Origin of the sequence: Chitinophaga barathri (assembly GCF_003807585.1) — a bacterium.
In the GTDB taxonomy this organism is placed as follows: Bacteria; Bacteroidota; Bacteroidia; order Chitinophagales; family Chitinophagaceae; genus Chitinophaga; species Chitinophaga barathri.
This window is the reverse complement of the sequence record NZ_RMBX01000005.1, coordinates 142148-167414: the sequence shown is the minus strand read 5'-3', so window position 1 is coordinate 167414 and position 25267 is coordinate 142148. Positions and strand designations below refer to the sequence as shown.

General features: G+C 51.6%; 12 protein-coding genes. 2 read left to right on the top strand and 10 right to left on the bottom strand.

All coding sequences use genetic code 11. The features are described from left to right. Positions 1 to 107: 107 nt before the first annotated feature. From EG028_RS10630 to EG028_RS10590, 9 genes are all read right to left on the bottom strand, one after another. Positions 108 to 1481 (bottom strand): RagB/SusD family nutrient uptake outer membrane protein, encoded by a 1374-nt coding sequence (locus EG028_RS10630; RefSeq protein WP_162946451.1) that lies wholly within the window; start codon positions 1479 to 1481, stop codon positions 108 to 110. A gap of 54 nt (positions 1482 to 1535) precedes the next feature. Continuing rightward, complete coding sequence (locus EG028_RS10625; RefSeq protein ID WP_206614436.1) at positions 1536 to 4556, bottom strand: SusC/RagA family TonB-linked outer membrane protein; 3021 nt, start codon at positions 4554 to 4556, stop codon at positions 1536 to 1538. A gap of 329 nt (positions 4557 to 4885) precedes the next feature. Next, entirely contained in the window at positions 4886 to 7774 is a 2889-nt protein-coding gene (locus EG028_RS10620) for a triple tyrosine motif-containing protein (protein ID WP_120516540.1), read from the bottom strand. 205 nt (positions 7775 to 7979) lie between these two features. Beyond that, a complete protein-coding gene (locus EG028_RS10615; protein WP_120516541.1) occupies positions 7980 to 9251 on the bottom strand; it encodes an MFS transporter in 1272 nt (423 codons plus the stop codon). 45 nt (positions 9252 to 9296) lie between these two features. Further along, a complete protein-coding gene (locus tag EG028_RS10610; protein ID WP_120516542.1) occupies positions 9297 to 9881 on the bottom strand; it encodes a TetR/AcrR family transcriptional regulator in 585 nt (194 codons plus the stop codon). Positions 9882 to 10044: 163 nt separating this feature from the next. Continuing rightward, complete coding sequence (locus EG028_RS10605) at positions 10045 to 11634, bottom strand: Na+/H+ antiporter (protein WP_120516543.1); 1590 nt, start codon at positions 11632 to 11634, stop codon at positions 10045 to 10047. Positions 11635 to 11840: 206 nt separating this feature from the next. Next, positions 11841 to 13355, bottom strand: coding sequence for a T9SS type A sorting domain-containing protein (locus EG028_RS10600; protein WP_120516544.1), 1515 nt, complete (start codon positions 13353 to 13355; stop codon positions 11841 to 11843). Between the two features lie 265 nt (positions 13356 to 13620). Beyond that, positions 13621 to 15216, bottom strand: coding sequence for a RagB/SusD family nutrient uptake outer membrane protein (locus EG028_RS10595; protein WP_206614437.1), 1596 nt, complete (start codon positions 15214 to 15216; stop codon positions 13621 to 13623). An 11-nt stretch (positions 15217 to 15227) separates the two neighbouring features. Then, entirely contained in the window at positions 15228 to 18374 is a 3147-nt protein-coding gene (locus EG028_RS10590; protein ID WP_120516545.1) for a SusC/RagA family TonB-linked outer membrane protein, read from the bottom strand. 847 nt (positions 18375 to 19221) lie between these two features. Here EG028_RS10590 and EG028_RS10585 point away from each other — a divergent pair. Both EG028_RS10585 and EG028_RS10580 read left to right on the top strand, forming a co-directional pair. Further along, positions 19222 to 22146, top strand: a complete 2925-nt coding sequence (locus EG028_RS10585) for a SusC/RagA family TonB-linked outer membrane protein (RefSeq protein WP_120516546.1) — start codon at positions 19222 to 19224, stop codon at positions 22144 to 22146. Positions 22147 to 22180: 34 nt separating this feature from the next. Then, entirely contained in the window at positions 22181 to 23680 is a 1500-nt protein-coding gene (locus EG028_RS10580) for a RagB/SusD family nutrient uptake outer membrane protein (RefSeq protein WP_120516547.1), read from the top strand. Between the two features lie 174 nt (positions 23681 to 23854). On the opposite strand, the gene EG028_RS10575 is transcribed toward EG028_RS10580, so the two are convergent. Next, positions 23855 to 25237 carry a chloride channel protein gene (locus EG028_RS10575; RefSeq protein WP_120516548.1) on the bottom strand — a complete coding sequence of 461 codons (1383 nt, stop codon included), beginning with the start codon at positions 25235 to 25237 and terminating at the stop codon, positions 23855 to 23857. Between the last annotated feature and the right edge of the window lie 30 nt (positions 25238 to 25267).

Genomic DNA, 25267 nt, shown 5'->3' with positions numbered 1-25267 from the left:
GTCATTAAAGCAAAAATAACGAATATTTCTGTAGCCCGATTACAAAAAAAAGGGCCGGTTGAAAAATCAACCCGCCCCTCGTTCAACTAAAAAAGCACAGCTCACAATCACTGAGGATACCCCGTATTCTGGGGCTTCAGATTCTGATTCAGGTCTATCTCAAATTGTGGTACAGGGAACAAGACGTGGAAAGATTTTATGTTTACGGTTCCTTTTGCCAGCAAAGTGCTCACCAGTGTGCCGGTCCTTACCAGGTCGAACCAGCGCTGGCCCTCAAAGGCCATTTCAAAACGACGCTCTTTCAGGATAGCCTGGCGCAGCTGGTCCTGGGTGAGGCCGCTCAGCGCGGGGAGATTGGCGCGGCCGCGGATGCTGTTCACCGCCTGGTAAGCCAGGTTGCCATCCACGGGAACGTTCACTTCATTATATGCTTCCGCAAAGGTGAGCACCACTTCGGCATAACGTATCAGCGGCCAGTTGTTGTCCGACTGGTTCTCCGTTTTTGCATCCGCATCGATCCATTTGTTGCAATAAAATTTGTTGTCTGTGCCTTTGGTGAACCATACCGTGCGGCGGAGGTCCGTGGGGTCAAAGGCGTCGTACAGTTCCTGGGTGGGCTGGAAGGAGCCGAAGCCACGGCCGCCCACGGCGTTGTTTTCCTGCGCGAAAAACGCGATCAGGTTACCGCCCTGACCACCGGGGCCGCTCATGAACTGCGCGTCAAAAATGGCTTCTTTACCGAATTCGTTTTTGATATCGAAAACGTCCGCCAGGTTTGCCCAGAGGCCGTAACCGTATTCGGGGCGCATTACTTCGGCCGCTTTATCCGCCGCCAGCTGGTATTGTTTCTGGGTGAGATAAACGCTGGCCAGGAAAGCTTTTGCTGCGCCGCGTGTAGCCCTGCCCTGGTCCGCACCGGTATATGAAACCGGCAAACCAACTTCCGCGTCTTTCAGGTCCGCAATGATCTGTGCGTACACGTCAGCCGCGGGAGAGCGTTTCGGGTACGTCAGTTTATCCAGGGATGCCAGCGCGGTGGTGATCAGCGGCAGATCGCCGAAGAGGCGCACCAGGTGATAGTAATAAAATGCGCGCAGGAACTTACCTTCCGCCACCAGCCTGTCTCTCAGGGTACCGTCCATGTCGATGTTCGGCACTTTGTCTATCACGAAGTTAGAGTAGGAAATGCCCTGGTAAAAGGTCGTCCAGGTTTCGCGCAGGATGCCGTTCTGCGGGGTATGCACGTAGTTGTCCAGCTGCACGCGGTCGTTGTTGTTCGGCAGCGGGAACATATTGTCTGTAGTGACTTCACCGAGGATGGCATAATTGCGTGTTACGAAACCGTTGTTGCGCACGGGGGCATAAGCGGCGGTAACCGCAGCAATGGCGTCGCTGCGGGTTTTATAGAAGTTCTCAGGGGAAATAAAAGCCTGCGGGCTTTCTTCCAGTTTACCACAGGAAGATATTCCGATCGCTGCCATTCCGATTATATAAAGTATTCGTTTCATTGCTTCTTTTTTAAAGGATTCATTCAATTATAAACTGATGTTAAGACCAACCAGGAAAATTTTGGTAGCGGGATAGCTGCCGTAATCTGTGCCCTGGCTGAGGTTGTCCTGCCCGAAACGGCTCACTTCCGGATCGTAACCGGAATAGTCCGTGAAGGTGAGCAGGTTCTGCCCGCTTACATACAGTTTGGCGTTTGTGATGCCGGCGCGTTTCAGCCAGCTGGAAGGGAAATTGTACGCCAGCTGGATATTGCGAAGGCGGATATAAGAACCGTCTTCCACCTGGCGGCTGGTTACCTGGTAAGGCTGGCCGTTTGCACTCGCGCGGGGAATGGTCTGGCTGGGATTGCTAGCGCTCCAGCGGTCCAGTACGGCTGCACCCTGGTTGCTTACGCCCGTCATGGATTCCAGCTCAAAACGGTTCAGGTTGAAGATGCTGTTGCCCTGTACGCCCTGGAAAAACACGCTCAGGTCAAATCCTTTATAAGAGAAGTTGTTGGTAAAGCCAAAGGTATAATCAGGCTGTGCATGACCCAGGATCACACGGTCCGTGGAGTTGATGGCGCCGTCCTTATTCTGGTCCACATACCTGCGTTCGCCCACTTTGGCGGATTTCTGGGATGATTTTGCGATCTCGTCCGCATTCTGGAAAATACCGTCCGTTACCAGGCCGAAGAATACGCCGATGGGCTGGCCTACGCGCAGGATACCGGAATTGCCAAGCTGTAAGTGGCCGCTGGCCTGGCCGGAAGGCACGTCACCGGTCACGTCACCGAGGTCCAGGATCTCATTGCGGTTATAGGCGATGTTGAAATTGCTGGTCCACTGGAATTCGCCGTCGAAGTTCACGGTGTTCAGGGAGAACTCCAGGCCTTCGTTCATCACTTTACCGATGTTCTGCAGGGAAGTGGCGTAACCGGAAGTGATGGGCAGCGCTACGTTGTACAGCAGGTCCTTGGTCCTTTTCTGGTACCAGTCCGCCGTTACCTGTATGCGGTTGTTGAACAGGCCGAGGTCCACGCCAAAGTCCAGCTGCGCGGTGGTTTCCCATTTCAGTTTGGGGTTGCCGATGCGGTTGGGCGCATAACCTACGGACAATACGTTGCCGAAGCTGTAGCTCTGGGTGCTGAGGGCGCCGAGCGACTGGTACTGGCCAATTTCCTGGTTGCCGGTGAGGCCGTAGCTGGCGCGTACTTTCAGGTCGCTGAGGTTTTTAACCGAGCGCAGGAAGTTTTCGTTGGAAAGGCGCCAGGCCACGGAACCGCTGGGGAAAAACGCGCTTTTATTACCGGTACCGAAGCGGGAAGATCCGTCTATACGGCCGGTAAGGGTGAGCAGGTATTTTTCACGGAGGTCATAATTGATCCTGCCGATGTAGGAACGTAAGGTCCAGTCCGTTTTGTTGGAAGTGCCGGTATTGGTTTGCTGTGCGGTGCCGAGGTTGTTGTAACCAAGAATGTCGTTGGCAAAGTTCTGGGCGTTCGCGCGCACGTCTTCAAAGTTGGCTGCCTGGTAGGTATAACCGGCCAGTACGTTCAGCTTGTGGATCTTGTTGATGGTCGTGCGGTAGCTGAGGGTATTTTCGTTCAGCCATTCGCCGTACTGGGAGGTATAGATGGAAGCCCTGCCGTTTGCGGCCAGGCCTGCGTATACTGTCCTGGGGATGTAAAAGTTGTTTTTGTTATAGTTCAGGTTGGCGCCGAAAAGGGTTTTGAAATACAGCCCTTCTATGATCTTATACTCGCCGGAGATGTTGCCGAGCATACGGGTGAGGGTGGTATTGTCCTGCGATTCCATGGCCATGGCCACCGGGTTGCTGATGATGATGCCGCCGGGGCGGTTGGTCAGCGTATAGGTGCCGTCCGGTGCGTAAATGGGTACGGTGGGAGAGAAGTTCAGCGCGCCGTATACCACGCCCGCGCCGCCGCCGCCATCACCGTCTGTATTCACGGAGCGGCTTTTGCTGCGGCTCACGGTGAAGCTGGTGCTGAGTTTCAGCCTGCTGTTCACTTCCTGGTCCAGGTTCATGCGTACGGAACCGCGGCCATAACCGGAGTTGATCACGATACCTTCCTGGCCGAAGTAGTTGCCGGAAATGGCGTACTGGGTTTTTTCAGAGCCGCCGGTGAAGGTGAGCTGGTAGTTCTGGATGGGGGCATCGCGGAAAATGGCGTCCTGCCAGTCTGTGCCTTTCCCGAGCGCGGCGATCTGCGCGTCTGTGAAAGCGGGGGCTTTGGGTACATAACCCGGGGTGTTCAGGTTGTCCCTGTTTACTGTAGCAATACCTTCGTTTACAAGTGTGGCGAGCTGGGTAGCGTCGAGCATATCCAGTTTTTTACGAACCCTTTGCACGCCGTAGTAACTTTCGAACTGTATGTTGTTGCGGCCTGCGCGGCCTCTTTTCGTGGTAATAATGATAACGCCGTTTGCGCCGCGGGAACCGTAAATGGCGGTTGCGGACGCGTCTTTGAGGATCTCCATGCTTTCGATGTCATTCGGGTTGATGGATGGGCCGTTTTCGTTGTAAAGCGGGTAGCCGTCCACCACATACAATGGTTCGTTGCCTCCCTGGATGGAGTTGCCGCCACGGATGCGGATGGTCATGCCGCCGCCGGGTGCGTTGGAGCTCTGGGTTACTTTTACGCCGGCTGCACGGCCTTCAAGCGCCTGGGAGAGCGAAGCGGCCGGTACGGCCCTGATGTCTTTCGAAGAAACGGAGGAAATGGAGCCGGTGATGTCACTTTTACGGATGGCGCCATACCCCACTACTACCACCTGTTCCAGTGACCGTTCGGTGGCGGTAAGGGTTACATTGATGGTGTTTCTTCCCCCCACGGCCACTTCCTGCGTGGTATAACCGATAAAGGAGAAGATCAGGGTAGCGGTGCCGCTCCCCGCGTTGACAGTGTATTTTCCACCCTCTATCGTGGTGGTACCCGTAGCGGATTCTTTTACACGAACCACTACCCCGGGCAGGGCTTCCCCTTTTTCATCTTTTACGATACCGGAAACGGGGAAATTCTGGGCATAAGCATTTCGAGGGATCAAGTGAGCTGCTAATAAGAGAAATGAAATCATCAACAGCCTGACCCGCTGCTTTGTCATGTTTTTACTCATGGAATTAGTGTTAGCTTTTTTAGCGTTTAGGAATTTTACGTGGACCAATTTTTTGATTGAAGTCTGTGGAATATGTAATGAATAGACAAGGCAGGTTAACTGGCTATAACCGGCGGAATAAAAATAGGGTCTGGTTTTGGCAAACGTTTGCATCAATGCCACTACACAAACCCTACAATTAAAAAAAAATTGGGGCGCCTCCGTTTTCAGGCACTACAATACCCCTACAGCGTGAGTTTAACTAATTGATAATAAGTTGGTTAATTATTTATCGGGATTTTGGTCAGGCCGGTCAGGAAGTCCGTCAGATTGGTGTCCGGGGACAGCTGGAGTTTTTTCCGGAGGCGGTAACGGGCTATCTCCACCGCCTTCAAAGTGATGTTCAGCAGCTGCGCAATTTCCTTTGAGGAGAGGTTCATCCGCAGGTAAGCGCAAAGTTTCAGGTCATTTGGTGTGAGGTCCGGGTATGCCTGTTTGAGGTTATTAAAGAAATCGAAATTGACGTTGTTGAAATGAATGGCGAATTGGTCCCAGTCCTCATTGCTTTTTTCCACCTCGCGGATCAGTTTCAACAGGTTCCGGAAAGCAGGGGTGCTTTCCCCGTCCGTATCTTTTTTGATCAGGGAGGAAATGATCTCCCGGATCCGGGTGAGCACTTCGCCCCTTTGCACCAGGTTGATGGTCATGGTGAGCAGTTCACTGTTCTTGAAGCTGATGTCCGTCTCCAGTTTTTCATTCTTCAGCTTGACGATCTCCTTCTCGTTCCTGTCCAGCTCCAGCTGGTGGAGATAGTTCAGGTGGGCCTGTTCCTTCCGGTGTTTCTGCTGCTGCCACCGCAGCACGAGGTAAATGAGGCCGGCCAGGAGGCATACATACAGGCTGTAGAGCCAGTAACTGCTGTACCAGGGCCGCGTCACCTCAAAGCTGTAACGCGCGGCGGGCGATTCATTGCCCAGGTTGTTGCGCGCCTTTACGGCAAAGGTGTAGGTGCCGGGAGGGAGATTGGTATAATCTTTTTCGCTTTTGGTGCTCCAGGCGCTCCATGCCCGGTCGAACCCTTCCAGCTGGTAACTGAATTCGATGTTCTGCAACTGTTCGAACATGGTGGAGGAATATTCGAAGTGGAGGGAACTGTATTTACTGCCAAGCCGGAGATCGGTTTGTTTCACAGGGTATCCGCCATACAGCAGGCTGTCTTTTTCCCCGGTTACTTTCACCTGGCTGAGGTGCACGTCCGGCCGGGTGTTCTGCGTGCCGTATTTTTTATAGTTCACATGAATGATCCCTTTGTTGCCCGCTATAAAAATATTCTCGCTGTTCCAGGAATAGATGGATTCATAACCGCCCAGCGCCATCCCGCTCAGCTCGGGAAAGTGGACGATGCTGTGGTTTTTCCCGCCGGAAGGTTTGTGATAGTCCACTACGCCCACCTTTTTGTTCGTGATGAACCAGATATTGCCTTCGCGGTCTTCATGCAGGTACTGGATGCTGAGGTCGTTGAATACCGGGTAGAGTGTTTTGGAGGGCTCAAAGCGGGCGGTGGCGGGATTAAATTCGTATACGCCGCTGAGGGTGGTCACTACCAGCCTGTTTTTGATGCGGTACAGGTAGTTGCCGTTATTCGCGGGCAGCCCGTCCTTTTTATCAAAGAGGCGGCTGCCGGTAATGCGGGTGTAGTCCGGGGACAGTTCGATGCGGTAGATCCCCCGATTCGGGTGTGCGGCCCATACCACGTTGGACCGGTCGTCCAGCGAAAAGAATCGCAGCGATTCATTCACGCCGTCCAGCTGGCCGAGGTCCGTAAAACCGCCGCCCTCCGCTTTGAAGTGGCGGAGCCCGGTGTAGGTGCCTGCCAGCACATGCGCGGCGGGAAATACCTGCGTGGTGGGCCTGAAAAGCCAGGAACCCGCGCCGCCGTAGATCCTGGAGGCGGTGTTCCCGTTCACGATCAGGCATCCGTCCTCGTGGCCGATCAGCAGGCGGTCGTTCACCTCTTCCAGGTTCCATACCTGCCCCGAGGTGTTGCCTACTTCGGTGAAGGAGCTGCCGGAATGGCTGAGGTCGCTTTGCGACAGGTCCACCGGCGATACGTACACCCCGTTGGATGTGCCCACATACAGTTTGTTGTCAAAGATGCGGGTGGCATATCCTGTCACCTGTTTGGTTTTGTCCGGGTAAATATATTTGATGGCGCTGTTGATGGCAATCAGGTCGATGCCATCGTCCAGCCCGGTCCAGAGATTTTTATTGCGGTCCAGCAGCAGGCTGCGGATATTGTTTTTCTGAAGGCCTTCGCGGTAAGAATATGTTTGTATCTGCCGGCCTTCTTTATCGACAATAAAAATACCGGCTGAATTGGTGCCCAGCGCATACCAGTTGTCGTTCACCTTCGCGGAGCAATACAGGCGGTCCCTGGTGAGGATGTGGTCGATATTGGTTTGTTTGGGTATGAGGGTGTTCTGATGCAGGAGGAAGAGGCCTTTTTTGAGCGTCATGACCAGCAGGGTGTCTTTGCTGTAATCAAGAATGCCGGTCACCGCGCTTTCCGCCAGCACGGGGTTATCGCAGGCAGGTTTCCAGGTGCCGTTGTCGTACATCACGAGGCCTTTGCCATGTTCCTGCGCATACAGCCGGCTGCCGCCGCGGCCCATGAAGGCCCATTTTTTCTCAGGCAGGTATACTTTGATGGTGCCGTCTTTGAGCTGGAATATTTTGTTTTTGGACTGGAAAAATATCTCGTCGTTGTACAGCGAAATGTTCCAGATGTCGGAGAAGTTCCTGTCCTGCGCGGGCACCAGCTGGTTGAGGGAATGATATTGCAGCCTGCCCTGGCGGTCCGGCGAAAAATAACCGATCTGGTCCTGCCCGCCCACGTATATCCTGCCGTCTTTACTGGCTTTCAGGGAGCGCACGATGGTTTGATGCGGGAGCTGGTAACGCCGCCAGAATTTTCCATCGAAGCTGAGCAGGCCTTCGCTGTTGCCGAAGTACAGGAGGCCGTTTTCGTCCTGGTCTATGGACCAGTTCTGCACGCCGGCTTTGTATTCGTAGCTGTGATAATTGATGATCTGGGGCAGCGCGGTCTGGTTCTGCCCTTTGGTGCAAAAGTATTGGAGGAGTATATATATTATGATAGCTGTCCTTTTCACGTGGATCGTATTAGCGGCAATGGGTTATGCGCAGCTCAACGAATATAATACCCCGTGCTTCATTTTCCAGCAATTATTTTGATATCGGTGTGGGTAAAATTTACGCTTATGGCCTGTCTTGCAGGTTCAGGGATTTACGTTTTCCACGTATAAAGCCCTGAACACACGCTGTAATAAGGGGAAAGACAGCGCAAAAAACACGCTTTCAGAAATGCCGGGACTTCTTCAGGGTGATCAGCCAGAAAAGCAAACCCGCTGCACTGAATGAAGCGCCGAGTATCGATACGCCTTGCCAGCCTCCCGCGGCATAAGCCTGCGTGGAAAGGAAAGCGCCCGCGCCGCTGCCGATGGAATAAAAGATCATATAACAGCCCACCAGCCTGCTGGCTGCATCGGGCCGGGCTTTGAAGATCATGACCTGGTTCGTAACGTGAATGGCCTGCGCCGCCATGTCAAAAAGAATAATGCCCGCTACTAATGCCCACAGGGAATATTGTGTAAAACCCAGCGGCAACCAGGACAGCAATAATAATGAAAGCGCTACACCGCTCGCCCACTGGCCCCGGCCACGGTCCGCCAGCTTACCCGCCTTCGCGGCGCCCAATGCTCCCACCGCGCCCAGCAGGCCAAAGGCGCCGATGGCGGTATGCGAAAGAAAATGTGGTGCGGAGCTGAGCGGCAGTACCAGCGAGGTCCAGAAAGTATTAAAGGCCGCGAACATAAACATCGTGATGATGCCGCGGTTGCGCAGCACGGGTTCTTCAGCAAACAATTTAAACATGGAGCGCAGCAGCTGAGGATAAGTGATGTTGCCCGAAGAAGTGGAGTGACGTGGTAAAACGCGGTACAAAAAGAAAAACATACCGACCAGCAAGGTAGCGGAAAGAAGGTACACGGAGCGCCAGCCGGCAAGGTCCGCCATGGCGCCAGCCATCGTGCGCGCCAGCAGCAAGCCGATCACTACACCACTCTGCGTAATGCCCACTGCCCGCCCGCGTTGTTCCGCAGACGCGAGAGTGGCCGCAAAGGCGATCAGCCCCTGCGTCATGGCAGTGGCCATCAGGCCCAATGCCACCATGCCCGGCAACAATGCGCCTTTTGTGGGCGCAAATCCCACCACGATCAATGCCATCACGAGTACGGTGAGCTGCGTGAGCAGCAGCGTCCGCCTGTTCAGCATATCGCCCAGCGGCACTACGAACAGCAAAGCCAGCGCACTGCCTATCTGCGAAACGGTGATCACAATGCCCACGGAAGCATGACTGATTCCGAAATCCAGCGCCATGGCATCCAGCAGGGGCTGGGCGTAATAAACGTTGGCAACGCTGAGTCCGCAGGCGATGGCGAACATGAACATCACGGCGGGTTGCAGCTTGTAGGCCGGCGCCTGCGAAGCCTCGTCCAGCCTGGTGTATGTCTGTGTCCCTTCCATGGCTGGCGCTGTGGCGGCGGTGTCGTGTATCTCTTCTTTTTGCATAAGTGTAATATTGTACTGATTGGTAAAGTATTGTATAAAAAAATATTACCGGAGGAATTGTAACTGCATTTCTACGATGCCGCGCAGTACGTTATTGTCCGGGTACATCCTGCGGGTGATGCCCAGCCCGTTCCAGATGGTGATGAGATTCTGTGCGATCAGCTCCGGGTTTTCCCTGTTTTTCAGGCGGCCGCTGGCCTGGGCTTTGCGGATCACATCCAGGAAAAGCGTTTCCAGGCGGTGGAGCAGGTTCACGGCTTTGTCTCTCAGGATCACGTCGGAGTTGGAAAGCTCCGCGAGCGTATTCCCGAAGATGCAGCCTTTCTGGTGGGCATGCCGGGTACCGGTGGCGATGTCGCGGAAAAGGTCTTTTAAAGTCTCCACCTGGTCATCGCTGTCATCCAGCTTTTTCCGGAATTTGATCAGTTGTTCTTTGCTGAACTGTTCCAGCACTCTTTCAAACAGTTCTTTTTTCCCGCCTTTAAAAGCAAGATAAAAGCTGCCTTTGCCAATGCCCATCGCTTCCAGTAGCTCTTCGGTGGAGGCAGGCTCATACCCCTTGGTCCAGAAAACGGTGGTTGCTTTCCGGATCACATCATCTTCGTCAAATATTTTTGGCCTGCCTGACATAAGGGCAAAGGTAGATACTTTACCGGATAGTACAAAATTGACCCATTAAGGCCTATTGCGTTTGATATTGTTATCCGGAGGAATTACTGACTGCCTTAAAAAAATCCCCGGGTCGCAATGGAGTGCCCGGGGATTTTCTTATGCCTGTGTATAAATGGAATAATCATTCTCCTGCTTCAAACCGCATCCGCAGTTTCTCTTCCTCCAGGTCCAGCAGGGTCAGGTACTTGCGCACCAATTCTTCATTTACGCTCTGCTGTTTATTGATATGATGCAGTGATTCCCGCTGATGAGTGAGCAGGTTCATATATACTTCCCTGTAATGTTCCAGGTCCTCCAGGGTGTGTTCGTCCTGCTCTATACGGTCTGTTTCAAACCGGTTCTTCAGGTTCTGAAGCGGTTTGCTGTTGCCAAGCATGTCCGCATGATGTTCGTCCAGGTAACGGACGCTGAGATCGGAAAGCTGCAAGCGGAGGTCTTTATCCTGTTCTTCTATGCTTTTTTCATAATCGGGGTCATCCATCTTCACCCATTTGATGAGCAATGGAAGTGTTAGGCCCTGTACAACGAGGGTGAGCAATATCACGGTGAAAGTGATGAAAAGTATCAGGTTGCGCTGTGGCCACGGCGCCCCGGACTGGAGCGTAAGCGGGATGGAAAGTGCGGCCGCAAGGGATACCACCCCACGCATGCCTGCCCAGCCTAACAGCAGCGGGCCTTTCCAGCCAGGGCGGCTGTCCGCCGTGGTAATGAACCGGCTGATAAAAACCGTGAATGCTGAGGCGCCAAAGGTGCTGAGCAGTCTTGTGATGATCAGCACGATGGTGATCAGCACGCCGTAACCAATGGCTTTGCCCAGGCTTACATCACCCAGGCCGTTGACGATCACGGGCAGCTCAAGACCTATGAGCATAAATACGATCCCGTTCAGCACAAATCCTATGGTGGCCCACACATTGCTCCCCCTAAGCCGGCTGGCGGTACTGAGTATCAGATGGCTGCGCGCGGAGAGGTACAATCCCCCGCTCACCACCGCCAGCACACCCGAGAAATGAAACGCTTCCGCCACAATGTACATGACGTACGGCGCGGTAAACGTCAGTACGGTATCCATGTCCGGCGTGGTAGGCAGCCAGCGGTGAATGGCGTAATACACCATGCCGATCAGTACGCCCGTCAGGATGCCCATGGCGATCACGATCACAAAACTGAAGGCCGCTTCCTGGAATACAAAACGCCCGGTGTCCACGGCCACCAGTGCAAAGCGGAACACGATCAAACTGGAGGCGTCATTTAGCAGGCTTTCACCTTCCACGATGGCGGAAAGGCGTTTGGGCACTTTTACATATTTCAGTACCGATGTGGCGGACACTGCGTCCGGCGGGCTTACGATGCCGCCCAGCAGGAAACCCAGCGCCAGCGTAAAGCCCGGTATCAGCGAACTGGATACCAGCGCTACTACAAATGAGGTGACGATCACGATCAGGAAAGCGAAGCTGGTGACCACCCTGCGCCATTTCCAGAGATCTTTCCAGGAGGTATACCAGGCTGCTTCATACAGCAGCGGCGGCAGAAAGATCACAAATATCAGCTCAGGATTGACGCTCACCACCGGTATGCCGGGAATGGCACAAAGCGCCAGCCCGCCCAGCACGAGCACAATGGGATAGGCGATCTTCAGTTTCCGGGCCAGCATCACCAGGAACAGGATGATAAGGATCAGCGCAAGGTATTGTATAAAATTCTCGAGCATATAGAAGTATCTGCTTATGGGTCACTAAATTTAAGTTTTTTTGAACTTGGGTGCAGCATTCCGGCAATTTTATGGGGATAATGCTGGTTGTTTACAAAGGTAATTCGGGTATGCAAGCTTTAGTCGGGATTATGCTGTCTATAAAATGCAAAGGCTTCCAATTATTCTGGAAGCCTTTGTTTATGAGTTTCTCTGCTGAAAGGAAGTTACTTCACAATGACCAGTTTCTCGATTTGCACTTTATTACCCTGTTGTAACTTTATAAAATAAACGCCAGCCCGGAGATTGTCCAACTGTATATTGAAAATACCTGCGGAGAATACAGAATTATATACTACTTTTTGATTCATATCAGTAACGCTGACTAGTACCTTGCCGGCAGCCAGTCCCTTTTCCATTTTTATATTCACAAGACCTTTGGTGGGATTCGGACTGATGGTAAACTTCAAATCCGATCCTTTTTGCTGTTGTGAATCACTTTTTTTAGCCATTATCGTAGTTGCTCTCTCGGGATCTTCTCCTCCTGCACAATCTCTTGTAGTAATAGAGAATTCCTGCCAGTTGCTCCATCCGCAAGCTGTTCTGACCCGATATTTGGCATAACCATAGCTACTCGTCGTTGAACCAGATATTACGCTCAGCGCAGGGCCGTTAGTTGTGCTCATCAGATTTATATCTCCCCAGTGTTCCCATTGATGTTCCAGCGCAATATCACCAGGTACATTTAGAATGGGATGGAGGGTGATGTAAGTTCCCGGGCAAGTGGATTGTGCCCAGCCGGGTATATTTGTTTGTTGACTGGTAGACCAACCTGTTATTTGCGGAATGCCAGTACCGATGCCCTTCCACTGATATGGCCCGCTGCCACATCCTTCAAATGCGATTCTAGCAAACAGGTCAACATGTCCATTACCTATCCCCTTGGTAAGCGTAACAGAATTTGTTGATGTAAACAGGGGGGCATTAGGGCTGCTATAACTTGCTCCGTTAATATAAACTTGATTTGCGGGGATACTATACCACTCGTATCCTCTTATGCCATTTGCGGATGCAGCAACAGTAGCTGTCGTAGGTACTCCCTCGCAAACAGCAATATTTCCAACGAAAGATGGGTAGATTACCGGCGTGGGCCTTGTTACAGGCAATGCATAATCTTTTGCAGATGCTGCGCAGGCTGAATTGGAAGCAATCACTTTTACAGTTCCCGGTTGCCCGTTGGTAAAGTTAATATCTGCTGAGTTACCATATGATGTTATAGTCCATCCAGCGGTATTACTCCAGGTATAGGTATCTGCATTCTGCACTGGTTCAACTATATATGATTTATTACCTCTGAAATCACAGGCAACGCTGGTGGGAAAAGTGCGATTTGTTATCCTTCCGAGGCCCTTAGGCGTCACGTTAAGCCTTGCTGTAGTGCAATTGGAACCGCTTGAACTTACGCTAAATGTGATGGTTATGCCATTTTCATAATAATCATTCGGAAAAGTAAGAGCTATGCTGTATCGAACCAACTGACCTCCGGGTAAATATTCAGCCTGAAGTACATCGCGTTGAACGTACTGAGTTGTTTGCACTGTTGGAGCAAGACAAGATGTACCTATAACCGTTGAGTATACGTAAGGAACACCCGGGCAGGGGTTTGTTTCGCCGCTGAGGCTTTGGGCCTGAGCACTTGCGGAACAGAGGGATGCGGTTAAAAAGAATAGAGTTTTTCTCATGTAATTGGGTTTAGGGATTGGGAATATGATTTGAGTGCACGGTTAACTTTTAAACTTAAAACATGCCATTAGAGGCCGGGTTTCACAAAATGAAAATAAAAAAAAGCTTGTTACTATATATAGCCCTTTCGTTGTAGATTCTTTTCTTTAGTACAGCGATGTGTAGCCATTTAATCCGTCATCTAAGAGAAGTCGTAGTTAAGCACGAAAAAGGCCGCCTCAATTGTGAGACGGCCCTTTCATATGGTTTTATAGGCAAGCAATATTAATACCCCTTGTTCTGCTGGTTCTTCAGCGTGGGGTTTGCCGCTACTTCTGTGGACGGGAAGGGCCACAGGTAACGGAAGTTGTCGTAATCATATTTAGGCACGCCAGTACCAGAGAAAACAGGTGGAGTTGCGGGGTTGTAGTCCGTTCCATCTAGTTTCATCTGTGATCTCAGCATTTTTGCCGGAATACCATTGATACCGTAAACAGGGTCTTTGGCAAGACGGTGGATGTCCGGCCAGCGGCGGCCTTCACCGGTGAACTCGATGCGGCGCTCGTTCAGGATGGCCAGCGTGAGGTCCGCGGGTGGTACGGCAAAGCGGTCCACGAGGTTCGTTACAGAGCGGTTACGCACGGCATTCAACAGTGCGAAGGCCTGGGCCACATTGCCTTTTCGGCTGTAAGCCTCGGCCACGTTCAGCAGTACTTCCGCGTAGCGGATGATGGGCGCCCAATCCGCGCGGTTGGTATAATCCCTGAATTTGTAATTGAAGTAATACCGTGCACCGGCGGTGGTCTGCAATACCTGCAGCTTGCTGCGGCGGAGGTCGTTCACCACCCAGAAGGAAGCATTGTACAGGATGGGGCTGGTGGCTACGAGGCCACGGCCGTTTTTGTCGGCAGGGCCAAACATGGCTGCCAGTGCGCCGTTGGACCCGCCGTTTGAGTTAGGCCCGTTCGCGATGGAGAATACGGATTCGGAATTGCTTTTGTAATTGGTGAAAGGCACTTCAGGATCAGCCGTCAGTTCATAATTGCCGACCGGGCTTTTGAAAGGCGGTGCCGCGAGGCTGGTGCCCAGCTTGGCGCCTTCGGCAATCACACCGTCCCAGTCGCCCATATGTTGTTTGATACGGATCTTCAGCGCTATGGCCGCTCCTTTGGTAGCACGGCTGTAACCGCCGTCCGCAGCGGGATAAGTGGCATTGGTAATATTGGTTTCTGCAAAGTCGAGGTCTGCCAGCAATTTGGTATACGCTTCAGCTACAGTGCCGCGGCCCATACTGAGGTTTTCCTGTACAGCCTGCATGGTGGTCACGGCTTTTACGCGGTAGGGAATACCGGCTTTGCTGCCCGCGCCATCCCCATAAGGGAAACAGAAATGGATCAGCAGCTCATGATGCGCCAGTGCGCGCAGGAAGCGGGCTTCACCTTCGTAGGCTTTAGCTTCGGCATCGGAGATGACATTGTTTTTTACCGCGCCCGTTACGCCTTCAATCATGACATTGGTCTGGTTGATGAGCGCATAAAGGTTGTTCCAGTGGTTCACGTTGTTCGCGGAAGTGGTGTTCACATCGCCGCTGTAGGTGATGGCGTAGAACTGGTCTATGTTCAGCATGTCTTCGCCGCGCATTTCGGCCTGCTCTATGGAAGCCGCGCCGAAAGGATAACCGCGGGCGGATGCTTTGTCCCCGTTGTAGGCGCCTATTGCGGCGGATTCGTATACGCCCAGCATAGCCAGTTTGATATTAGCGGGTGTTTCAAATGCCACTTTCTCCGAAGCGGCATCCACCGGCTCCAGCTCTGTGTATTTGGAGCAGGAGGCAAAGGCCAGTGCGGCCAGCATGATATATTGAAATTTCAGTCTTTTCATGATCGTCATTTTTATAAGCCCAGGTTAATACCGATTGTGTAAGTACGCGGAACGGGGTTCGCGTTGTAATCCAGCCCTGCCTGCCAGTTGCGGCTGGCGTTGGCGGAGTTTTCCACCACGGTGATAGTGGTGAGCTCGGGATCAAGACCGGTATATTTGGTGATGATGAATGCATTCTGCACCTGCGCGTAAATACGGAGGTTGTTGATCTTCGCTTTGCTCAGCAGTGCTGAAGGAACATTGTAGCTCAGGCCGATGTTCTGCGCGCGGAGGAAAGAACCGTCTTCCAGGAAGCGGCTGTTCGTATGACCGTTCTGGTTGATGAAGTTGCCGGGAGCGGCACCGTAGCGCAGTTTGGGCACGTCGGTTTGCTGGCCGGGAGTGGTCCATCTGTCCAGCAGGATGCGGCCCGCGTTCTGGAACTTCATGTTGGCAAGGGTTTCCTGCGCAGTGGCGTTGTATACTTTGTTGCCGCCGGAGAATACGAAGTTCACGTTCAGTTCAAAGTTTTTGTAAGACACGGTGTTGATAAAACCGCCGTACCAGGTAGGATTCGCCTGGCCCAGCACACGTTTGTCCGCACCGGTGAGGGAGGATACAGACCCTGCTGTAAAGTCATCGGGTTTGGAAGGATCGTATTTGTAATAAGTGGAATTGGCGATATTGCCCTGTACGATGGAACCATCCGCCTTTTCCCAGAGCGTATTACCATTGGCCGGGTTCACGCCGCGGGACTGGAAGCCGTAGAACACGCCCACGGGCTGGTTCACCCGCACGATGTGGTAAGTGCCTTCGATGTCCGCGTTGTTATTGGCCAGCTGTGTTACTTTATTGTTCACCAGTGTGAGGTTCAGGTTGGATGTCCAGCGGAGTTTCCCGTTGTTGTACGCTTCCCCGCTCACAGCCAGTTCCACGCCCTGGTTGTACATCTTGCCGATGTTCTGCAGTATCTGGTTTTTGGGTACGCCCAAAGACGGAGGAAGCGGCACGGCAAGGATCATATTGTCCACATTGTTGCGGAAATAGTCAGCGGTGAACTGGATGCGGTCTTCGAACAGTCCTACGTCAAGACCGGCGTTCACTTTCACGCTGGTTTCAAATTGCAGGTCCGGATTACCGATCTGTTTGAACTGGATGCCGCTCAGGTCGCCGTAAACAAACGCGCCGAAGAGGCCGGCGTAGCCGTAGGCGGGAATATCCACGTTGCCCACTTTAGCCACACCGCCACGCAGTTTCAGGCTGCTGATAAAAGAAAGCGATTGGGATTCTTTCCAGAAGTTTTCTTCTGAAATGCGCCAGCCGATGGATGCGCCTGGCAGCGTAACGCCCTGCTTGCCCCAGGGAAGATCGGAGATCTTGTCGTGGCGCAGGGTGGCGGTGAGCAGGTAACGATCGTCGAAGCTATAGTTGGCGCGGCCGAAAACGGATTGGAATGCATTTTCCGTGTAAGTGCCTGCAATGGTACGGGTGCCCCATACGTCGGAGATCACGCCGTCCCCGCCAAAGATGCCCGCGGCCAGGTTGGATCCCTGTGCGTTGAACATGCGGTTCCTTGTTTTCTGGTATTCAAGACCGCCTACCACGTTCACTTTATGTTTACCGAATGTTTTGGAGTAGGTAAGGGTGTTCTGCCAGTTGTAGCGGAACTTAGGCATGGAAGACTGCGTGGTGGAGCCGTTCACACCGCGGCCGTCCCCGTGTATGGGGCTCCAGTAGCGGTAATACTCCCCGTTCAGGTAGTTCACGCCTATCTGTGTGCGGAGGCTCAGCCCTTTGATCACTTCCAGGTCTGCAAACGCATTGCCGGTGAGGTTCAGCGTGGTGTTTTTGTGGATGTTGTTTTCCAGTACGAACTTGATATTGGTATAGTTGTCATCAATATCCTGTCCGTTGCCGGCGCGGCCCAGCTTAGCGCCGTCCGCGCTGAAGTTGTAGGTGCCGTCTTCGTTCATGGCGGGCACGTTCGGCAGCATACGGATAGCACCGCCGATGTTGCCGGAGAGCGCGTTGGTACCGATGTTCAGGCCGTTGTCCGTAGTATGGGTGGCGCCCATGTTAATGCCGATCTTCAGCCTGTCAAACGCTGTGTGCTCCAGTCTTGCACGGGCGCTGTATTTTTTCTGGTCGTTGGCAAGCGCAATACCATCCAGGTTCGTATAACCGAGAGAGAAATAGTAGTTGGTGGTTTCGGTAGCGCCGCTGAAAGAAAGGTTGTGGTTCTGCTGGAAAGCGTTGCGCAGCACAATGTCCTGCCAGTCTGTGTCATAGTATTTGCCGGCAGGCTGCAGTGCTGTGGCCGGATCGGTGGCTCGATTATTCTTGATCTTTTCATTGGTGATGAGCATGAACTCTTCGGCGTTCATGAGATCGAATTTTTTCGAAGGCGTTGCAATGGCCAGCCAGGTATCGTAGTTCAGGCGGCCTTTGCCCATCCTGCCTTTTTTGGTGCTGATGAGTATCACACCGTTGGATGCGCGGGAGCCATAGATGGCGGTGGCGGAGCCGTCCTTCAGTACTTCAAAACTTTCGATGTCGCTGGGATTGATGTCGCCCAGCGGGTTGTAGGGAACGGAGGCGCTGCCGCTCTGGTCGCCGCTGATGTAGGGCACGCCATCTATCACGTACAGGGGCTCTGTGCCGCTGGAGATAGAGTTTGTACCGCGGATGCGGATGCGCGCGGGCTGGCCGAGGATGCCGCTGGGAGTGTTCACCTGTACGCCGGTAACCTGCCCGGCGAGTTGTTTTTCAAAGCTGGGTGTGGCCAGTGATTTGATGGCGTCGCCTTTTACGGTGCTCACGGAGCCGGTGATGTCCCGGCGTTCCTGTGTACCGTAACCTACTACCACTACCTCATCCAGGGATTTTTCGTCCTGGTTGAGATTCACGTTGAGTGCGGTGCGATCGCCCACAGCCTGTTCTTTGGCGAAATAACCGGTGAAGGATACGATGAGTACATCATTGGGAAATGCATTGAGTTTGTAGATACCATTCTGATCCGTGATGGTGCCGGTGGTGGTACCTTTTATTCTGACGGTAACGCCAGGGAGTGGAGTGCCGTCTCGGGCATCCGTTACTTTACCGGATACCTGTTGCGTTTGCGCATAGGCATGCACAACGCTGATGGTCATCAATGACCATAGGAATACGCATTTTTTCATGCTTGATTTAGATTTGTGGTGATATAGTAATAGCTGTTTGTCTATTGCATAGGCAAATAATCAAAGCTTCAGGGCATAACAGATAGCCCTGCGTCAGGTTGATAAACTTGACGTTTTGATTTTAATAGTTACGGGTATTGGTAAAGCTGGCGGATGCTTGTCCTGTCTGCATTTTACTGGTTTACTGATTTAGATTCCGGCACTTTTTATTGTCAGGTTATTGATCTGTTAGATTCTGGATTACTCGATTCGATTCTGGATATTCTCTGCGTCGTATTTCGACTAAAGTAGTTAAAAAATGTATACAAAAGCATCACACGAAAAAAAAATCTGCGGACTGATATCCCTGATCGATGAGATACTGCGGTAACACTGCGCTTTGGCATATGTTTGTCGTATATCGATTTTATTTATATGATAATTGTGTGTTATTTTTTAATTGTGTTTTTGTATATTGTGCCAGAATCGGGGAGAAATCCTTTACCTAGAAATAATGCTAACCCGACGAAGAGAGACACAGATATAAAAGATGCAGTTAGGACTAGTAAAAATTTTAAGCCCGATCATTTTACAAAATCTAAGTTTTAATCGGAATCTAAGTCACCATGAGCGCAGCGCATAACCTGCCCAATTAATTTAAACAAGATCGAAATCAGAAATGTAAAATCTATGCCGAGCCGGATGCTGAGGTCCTATACCGAAGTATTTCCCACGCGTTTTATTTGCTTGTGAGGTCTGAAGCCAGTCATTGCTGGTTGAGAGTTGGCATCCCGGAAGCTGGCTTATCCCATAGTATTACATTCCTTAAAGAGTTTATATCAGTAATCTTAAATCTAAATCGCATGCTATGAAGAAAGTACTACTCATGCTTTTCTCCGTCCTATCATGCTTGCAAATGACAGCCCAGACGCGCCCGGTAAAAGGTAAAGTTACCGATTCCCGCGATGGCTCCGTATTGCTTGGTGTTAGTGTAATGGTAAAGGGAACCACCACCGGTACGACTACCAACGTTGATGGTGTTTACTCCCTGAATGTTGCGGACAATGCAACATTGATCTTCAATTTTGTGGGGTATGAAGTCCTGGAAGTACCTGTTTCAGGTAAGTCTACCGTGGACATTCAAATGAACCTCGACGTAAAAACGCTGGCTGAATTTGAGATCAGCACAGGTTATGTTTCCAAAAGAAAAGGTACGATCACCGGCGCTATCGACGTAATAGACGGTAAAAGGATCGAATCCCGTCCCTCCGGGAACTTCAACCACCTCCTGCAAGGTCAGGCGGCTGGTGTGTACGTGATGGCGAACGGTGGCCGCCCCGGCGCCGCTCCGCAGATCTTTATCCGTGGTACAGGTTCTATCAACTCCGGTCTTGCCCCGCTGTATATAGTGGACGGCCAGCCGGTGTCTCCCAGCGACTTCGCTACTATTTCCCAGAACGACATCGAAAGTTTTAATATCCTGAAAGATGCATCCGCGACCGCGGTGTATGGTTCACGCGGTGCAAACGGTGTAATCCTGATTACCACCAAAAGGGGTAAAAGCGGGAAAGCAACGCTGGACTACCGTGGATTTTATGGTGTTACTGAAATTGCAGAGCCTAAGGTGCGCATGATGAACACCAAGGAGCGCCTGGATTATGAAGTAGCAATAGGCCTTCGCCAGGCAAACGATCCTGCTATCCCTGAATTGCTGAAAAGCGATTACAACCAGGTGAAGGAAATCCTGAAACCTGCATTGGCGCAATCTCATACTATTTCTGTAAGGACCGGCACCGATAAGACTTCTATCTACATGTCCGGTGAATATTACGACCAGAAAGGTGTGTATTATGACAACGATTTCTCCCGTGTGGGCGCCCGTTTGAATGTGGACAACACTACTACAGACTGGCTGAAGACCGGTCTGAATATGTATGTGGGTTACATGGAAGAAGCATTGCCGAATGAAACGCGTAACTCTACCGGTAACCCTGGTATGATGGCGTACCTGGTGATGCCATATGAAAATCTCAGATCAGAGAGCGGCAACTGGAGAGAGATCCTGAGGCATGGCGGGTATACTAACGTCCGCAGCAATCTGTGGTCAAGGGAAAACGACTTCACCGGAAGCGGTAATGACCATCTGAAATTCCTTGGGAATGTTTTCGCGGAAGCCACGATCATCCCTGATCTGAAGTTCACTACCCGTTACAGCATGAACCTGTCCGATTATGTTACCAAAACGTTCAACCAGCCGCTCCTGGCCGCTGCGGACAATGGTAACGCAACAAGGCGTTTCTCCCGCTGGAATAACGGTACCTGGACCAATACGCTGAACTACCGCAAGACATTTGCCCGTAATCATTCCGTGAACGCGGTAGTGGGTAGTGAATATAACTATCTGACCGACTATGATTTTACCGCTACCGCCAGGAACACCAGTTCCCCGCTGCTGCAGGAGTTCGGGACCATGCTGAACCCGGTTTCCACAGGAGGTTCTCTCAGTAAATACCGGATGTTTGGTGTGTTCGGCAACGTGAACTATGGCTTTAAAGAAAAATATTACCTTGATCTGTCTATCCGCCGCGACGGTTCTTCCAAATTCGGCAGGAACCAGCAATGGGGTACATTCTGGTCAGTAGGCGCACTCTGGAACGCCAAGAGCGAACCGTTTATCGCGCAGTATGAATGGATTTCTGATCTGCGTGTGCGCTCCAGTATCGGTCTTACAGGTAACGACGACATTGGTTTCTATCCTTCTTATGACCTCTATGGCGGTACTACCTACGAAGGCAGGCCCGGCCTGATACCTTCACAGGCCGGTAACCCGGACCTGACCTGGGAAAAGAGAAGGAAGTTCAACGTAGGTGTCGATCTCGGTATTCATAACAGAGTGTCTGTTACGATTGATCACTATAGAGAACTGACCTATGATATGGTGCTCGATGCGCCCGTATCATATCTCACCGGCTTCACCCAGGTGAAAGGCAACATGGGCAAGATGTCTAACAATGGAGTGGAATTCACTGTTAAAGGCGATGTGCTCAAGAACAGGGACTTTGCACTCCGTGTTGAAGGCAATTTAACCTATAACAAAAATAAGATCAGGGACCTCTACGGTTACCGTGACGAACTGCTGGGCTCAGGTACCGGTATTCTGACCAAAGTAGGTTATCCCCGCGGCCAGTTCAAATACAACAGGTTCTCCCGCATCAACCCGGACAACGGCCTGGAGCTCTGGTTGGACAAGAACGGCAAAGAGACCGACAAATTTGATGACGCAGATGCAGTGATCCAGGAAGGGAAAACCATGTATGCTCCCTGGTATGGTGGGGCAACTGCGGATTTCAGCTGGAAAGGCTTGGGTATATTCATGCAGTGGAACTTTATGGAAGGTAAATATTCCGTGAATAACACTACTGCGTGGCTGGTATGGAATAATGCTTCGTGGTCAAACTACAACCGCGTGCACGATCTCGGCGAGAAAATGTGGAAGAAACCAGGTGATGTTGCGAAGTATCCCAAATACGGTTCAGGTACCCAGTTCGATGACCGTTATCTTGAAGATGCTTCCTTTGTCCGTCTCCGTGAGCTCACCGTTTATTACAACGTGCCCAAAAATGTACTGTCTAAGGTGAAAGTGCTGCGCAGCGTGCGTGCTTACGCCCGTGCGAATAACCTCCTCACTTTTACAGAGTGGACCGGTTACGATCCTGAGTACTTTAACAACCTGGAATTGGGTATATATCCTGTTTCCCGTTCTTATACCTTCGGTATAGACATCGGATTCTAGAAAAAAAGGTAAGAATTATCTAAATCCATTTCAAATGAGAATATTCAATAAGAAACATATAATTGCGGCGGTAATTGCCATTAGTGCGGTAGGCAGTGCATGTAATAAACAGCTGGACCAGCAGCCCAATGGTAGCCTCAGCTCCGACCTGGTTTACACTTCCATCACAGCAGCGGAATCCGCTTTCAACGGCATGTATTCGCCGTTGTATGGTGCCAGCTACTATGGCAGGGGATTAACTTTAATCCCTGATCTGCTGACGGAAAATCTGATCGCAGGTTCCTGGTTCAGCAATTCCTACTCTGACATTGTCCGCTGGGGATTCCATTCCGGCGGTGGAGATGGAAGAGGTGTCTGGAGCGTTGCCTATAGTGCGCTGCACAGGGTTAACAGTTTCCTGGCAAACATCGATAAGGTTGAGCCGCTTCCAAATGAAAATGCCGAGACTGTAAACAAGAAAAAAGCAGAGTTAAAAGCTCAGGCTTACGCTTTGCGCGCCTTGTACATGTTCGACCTTACCAGGATGTTTTGCAAACTGGATCTGAATGATCCGCTTGGCCTTCCATTTGTACTGCAACCTACAGTTGAAACATTTCATGCCAGGAAGACTGTAAAGGAAACCTACGACCAGATCGAAAGTGACCTGAATACAGCTTTGGGCAGCATTGGTGAAACCAACGTAACCAGGCAGACCCTGTTCAATAAATATTCTATCGCCGCGCTGCAATCGCGTTTTTACCTGTATTTCGGTAAGAACGACCTGGCCGCCACCGCCGCTGATAAAGTGCTCGCCGGTCCCTTTGGCTTTGAGGCAGACAGTGCCGCACAGAGCAAAGTCTGGATCAATGACCAGGGAGCAAAAGAGATCATTCTCAAAGTGGGATTGGGGACAACCCAGGGCTCCGATTGGTCCGCGGTAAACCTTGGATCGCTGTTTATCAACCAGCCCGACCCGAAGTTCAGGCCTAACCCGGATTTTATTCCTTCCAAAGACCTGGTGAACCTGTACAGCGACAGCGATCTGCGCAAAGGTTTTTACTTCTATAAGGATAGCGCGCGCCAGTATAAGGATTCTATCTGGATCGTGAAAAAATACCCCGGAAACCCAGCTTATACCGGTGTATACGGTGCCAACGCCCCCAAACTCTTCCGTTATGCGGAAGTGGTGCTGAACAAAATGGAGGCAATCTATCCGACCAATAAAGCCACTGCTAAAACGCTGCTGAAATCCATCCGCGCTTCCCGTATCAAAGGCTACGATGTGACCATCGTGGACGCATACGATGATGCAACGCTGCTGGCCCAGATCCGAATTGAAAGAAGGAAAGAGCTGGCTGTTGAAGGCCACTACTGGTTCGACCTGAAACGCTGGGGTGTGGGCGTGAACAAAGTTCGCGAAGGTGCCTACCAGGCGTTGGAAAGCGCTGTAGGTGTCATAGCACCCACAGACTATCACTGGCAGTTCCCGGTTCCGGACACAGAAATGCAGTCCAACCCGCTGATGAAACAAAACACCGGTTACGCTACCCTGTAAAGACTGACGCAACCTGATCCGCAGTTATTAAACCAACTGTTTATATCTATCACCTGAAAGCCCCTGCAACCGTAATTGCAGGGGCTTTTCAATTTATACATCCTTCCGAAAGCAAATAAGCCTCCCGGGAACAACGAGTGAATAAATGACATTAAGACGCGGATGGCCAAATGATCAGAAATGATCAGGAATGTTTTCGTCCGTGAGTATTTTTCTTTCCACCAGCGACTTGTGATACACCGAGTGTTTTTCGTACTTGCGGGTAATAAAATAAGAAATAGCGGACACGATCATGAGCGGGATAAACAGTTTGTATCCTCCCGAGATCTCCGCCAGCAAAAAGATCGCCGTCAGCGGCGCATGCATCACGCCAGCCACTACACCCGCCATGGCGGCAATGATAAAATTAGGCGTGTTCAGCTGGTAAATACCGGACAGGTTCACGAGATAAGCAAACAGGAAACCGGTGAGCCCTCCCGTGATCATAGACGGGGCAAAGATACCCCCGTTGCCACCCGCGCTGATGGTAAGGCAGGAGCAGACCACTTTAAATACCAGCAGCAGCACCGTCATCAGTACAATGGCCCAGGCATGGGAGCTGTACCCTTCCAGGAGGGAATGCGAAGTAATGGAGGCATAACGTCCTTCCAACAGATTCGTGATCACGGAATAACCTTCGCCATATAACCCAGGCAGCATAAAGATCAGCAGGCACAATGGAATGCCCGCCACCAGCCAGCTTTTCCAGTTCATACGCCTTTTCTCGAAATATCCTTCGATAAAATCCACGGAGCGCGTGATATAGACGGACATCATACCGCAACAGATACCGAGCAGGATATAAAAAGGGATCGCCTTTACACTCCAGCTTTCGCTGGCTATGAAGATAAACTTGCCCGGGTACAGCAGTTGCGATACCACGGTAGCAGTGGCGGTGGAGATCAGGAGCGGTATAAAAAAGGGAATACTGAAGTCCAGCAGGAATATTTCCAGCACAAAAATGATCCCGGCAAAAGGACTGTTGAACACCGCGGCCAGGCCGCTGGCGGTGCCGCAGGCAAGCAGCAGTACCGTGTCTTTGGCCGAAAGCCTGAGATCGTGCGCGGTATTGGAGCCGATGGCGGCGCCGGTGGCTACAATAGGCGCCTCCAGGCCCACGCTGCCGCCAAAGGCGACGGTAATGGCGCTGGTGATAATGTGGCCGTAAGTATGCCGCTTTTCGATACGGCCTTTGTTGGAAATGATGTTGTGAATGATAAAACCCACGCCACGGCTGAGTTTGTTGTGGAATAAACGGGTGAGCAGCAGCAGGGAAAGGCCCGTGCCGATCATGGGCAGGATGGCGGAAAGCCAGTTACTATTCATCCAGTTGTTCATCACCTCCACGCGGTGCTCGAAAAACTGGACCGTAACCTTTAGCAGCACCGCCGCCAGTGCGGCAATGACGCCTACCACAAAACTGAGGATGATAAGAAAATTCCGGTGGGATGTAAATTTTGTCCTGTAATTCCCAAACCTCACCAGCAGCCTGTAATACTTGTTCCCGGTTCCTTCCATGTGCCGAAAATAAGGAATCTGGAATAAACG

Excerpts from the sequence above, each read along its gene's own strand:
- EG028_RS10595 (WP_206614437.1), bottom strand. The coding sequence starts at position 15,216 with ATGAAAAGACTGAAATTTCAATATATCATGCTGGCCGCACTGGCCTTT.
- EG028_RS10590 (WP_120516545.1), bottom strand. The coding sequence starts at position 18,374 with ATGAAAAAATGCGTATTCCTATGGTCATTGATGACCATCAGCGTTGTG.
- EG028_RS10605 (WP_120516543.1), bottom strand. The coding sequence starts at position 11,634 with ATGCTCGAGAATTTTATACAATACCTTGCGCTGATCCTTATCATCCTG.
- EG028_RS10615 (WP_120516541.1), bottom strand. The coding sequence starts at position 9,251 with ATGCAAAAAGAAGAGATACACGACACCGCCGCCACAGCGCCAGCCATG.
- EG028_RS10575 (WP_120516548.1), bottom strand. The coding sequence starts at position 25,237 with ATGGAAGGAACCGGGAACAAGTATTACAGGCTGCTGGTGAGGTTTGGG.
- EG028_RS10630 (WP_162946451.1), bottom strand. The coding sequence starts at position 1,481 with ATGGCAGCGATCGGAATATCTTCCTGTGGTAAACTGGAAGAAAGCCCG.
- EG028_RS10600 (WP_120516544.1), bottom strand. The coding sequence starts at position 13,355 with ATGAGAAAAACTCTATTCTTTTTAACCGCATCCCTCTGTTCCGCAAGT.
- EG028_RS10580 (WP_120516547.1), top strand. The coding sequence starts at position 22,181 with ATGAGAATATTCAATAAGAAACATATAATTGCGGCGGTAATTGCCATT.
- EG028_RS10585 (WP_120516546.1), top strand. The coding sequence starts at position 19,222 with ATGAAGAAAGTACTACTCATGCTTTTCTCCGTCCTATCATGCTTGCAA.
- EG028_RS10610 (WP_120516542.1), bottom strand. The coding sequence starts at position 9,881 with ATGTCAGGCAGGCCAAAAATATTTGACGAAGATGATGTGATCCGGAAA.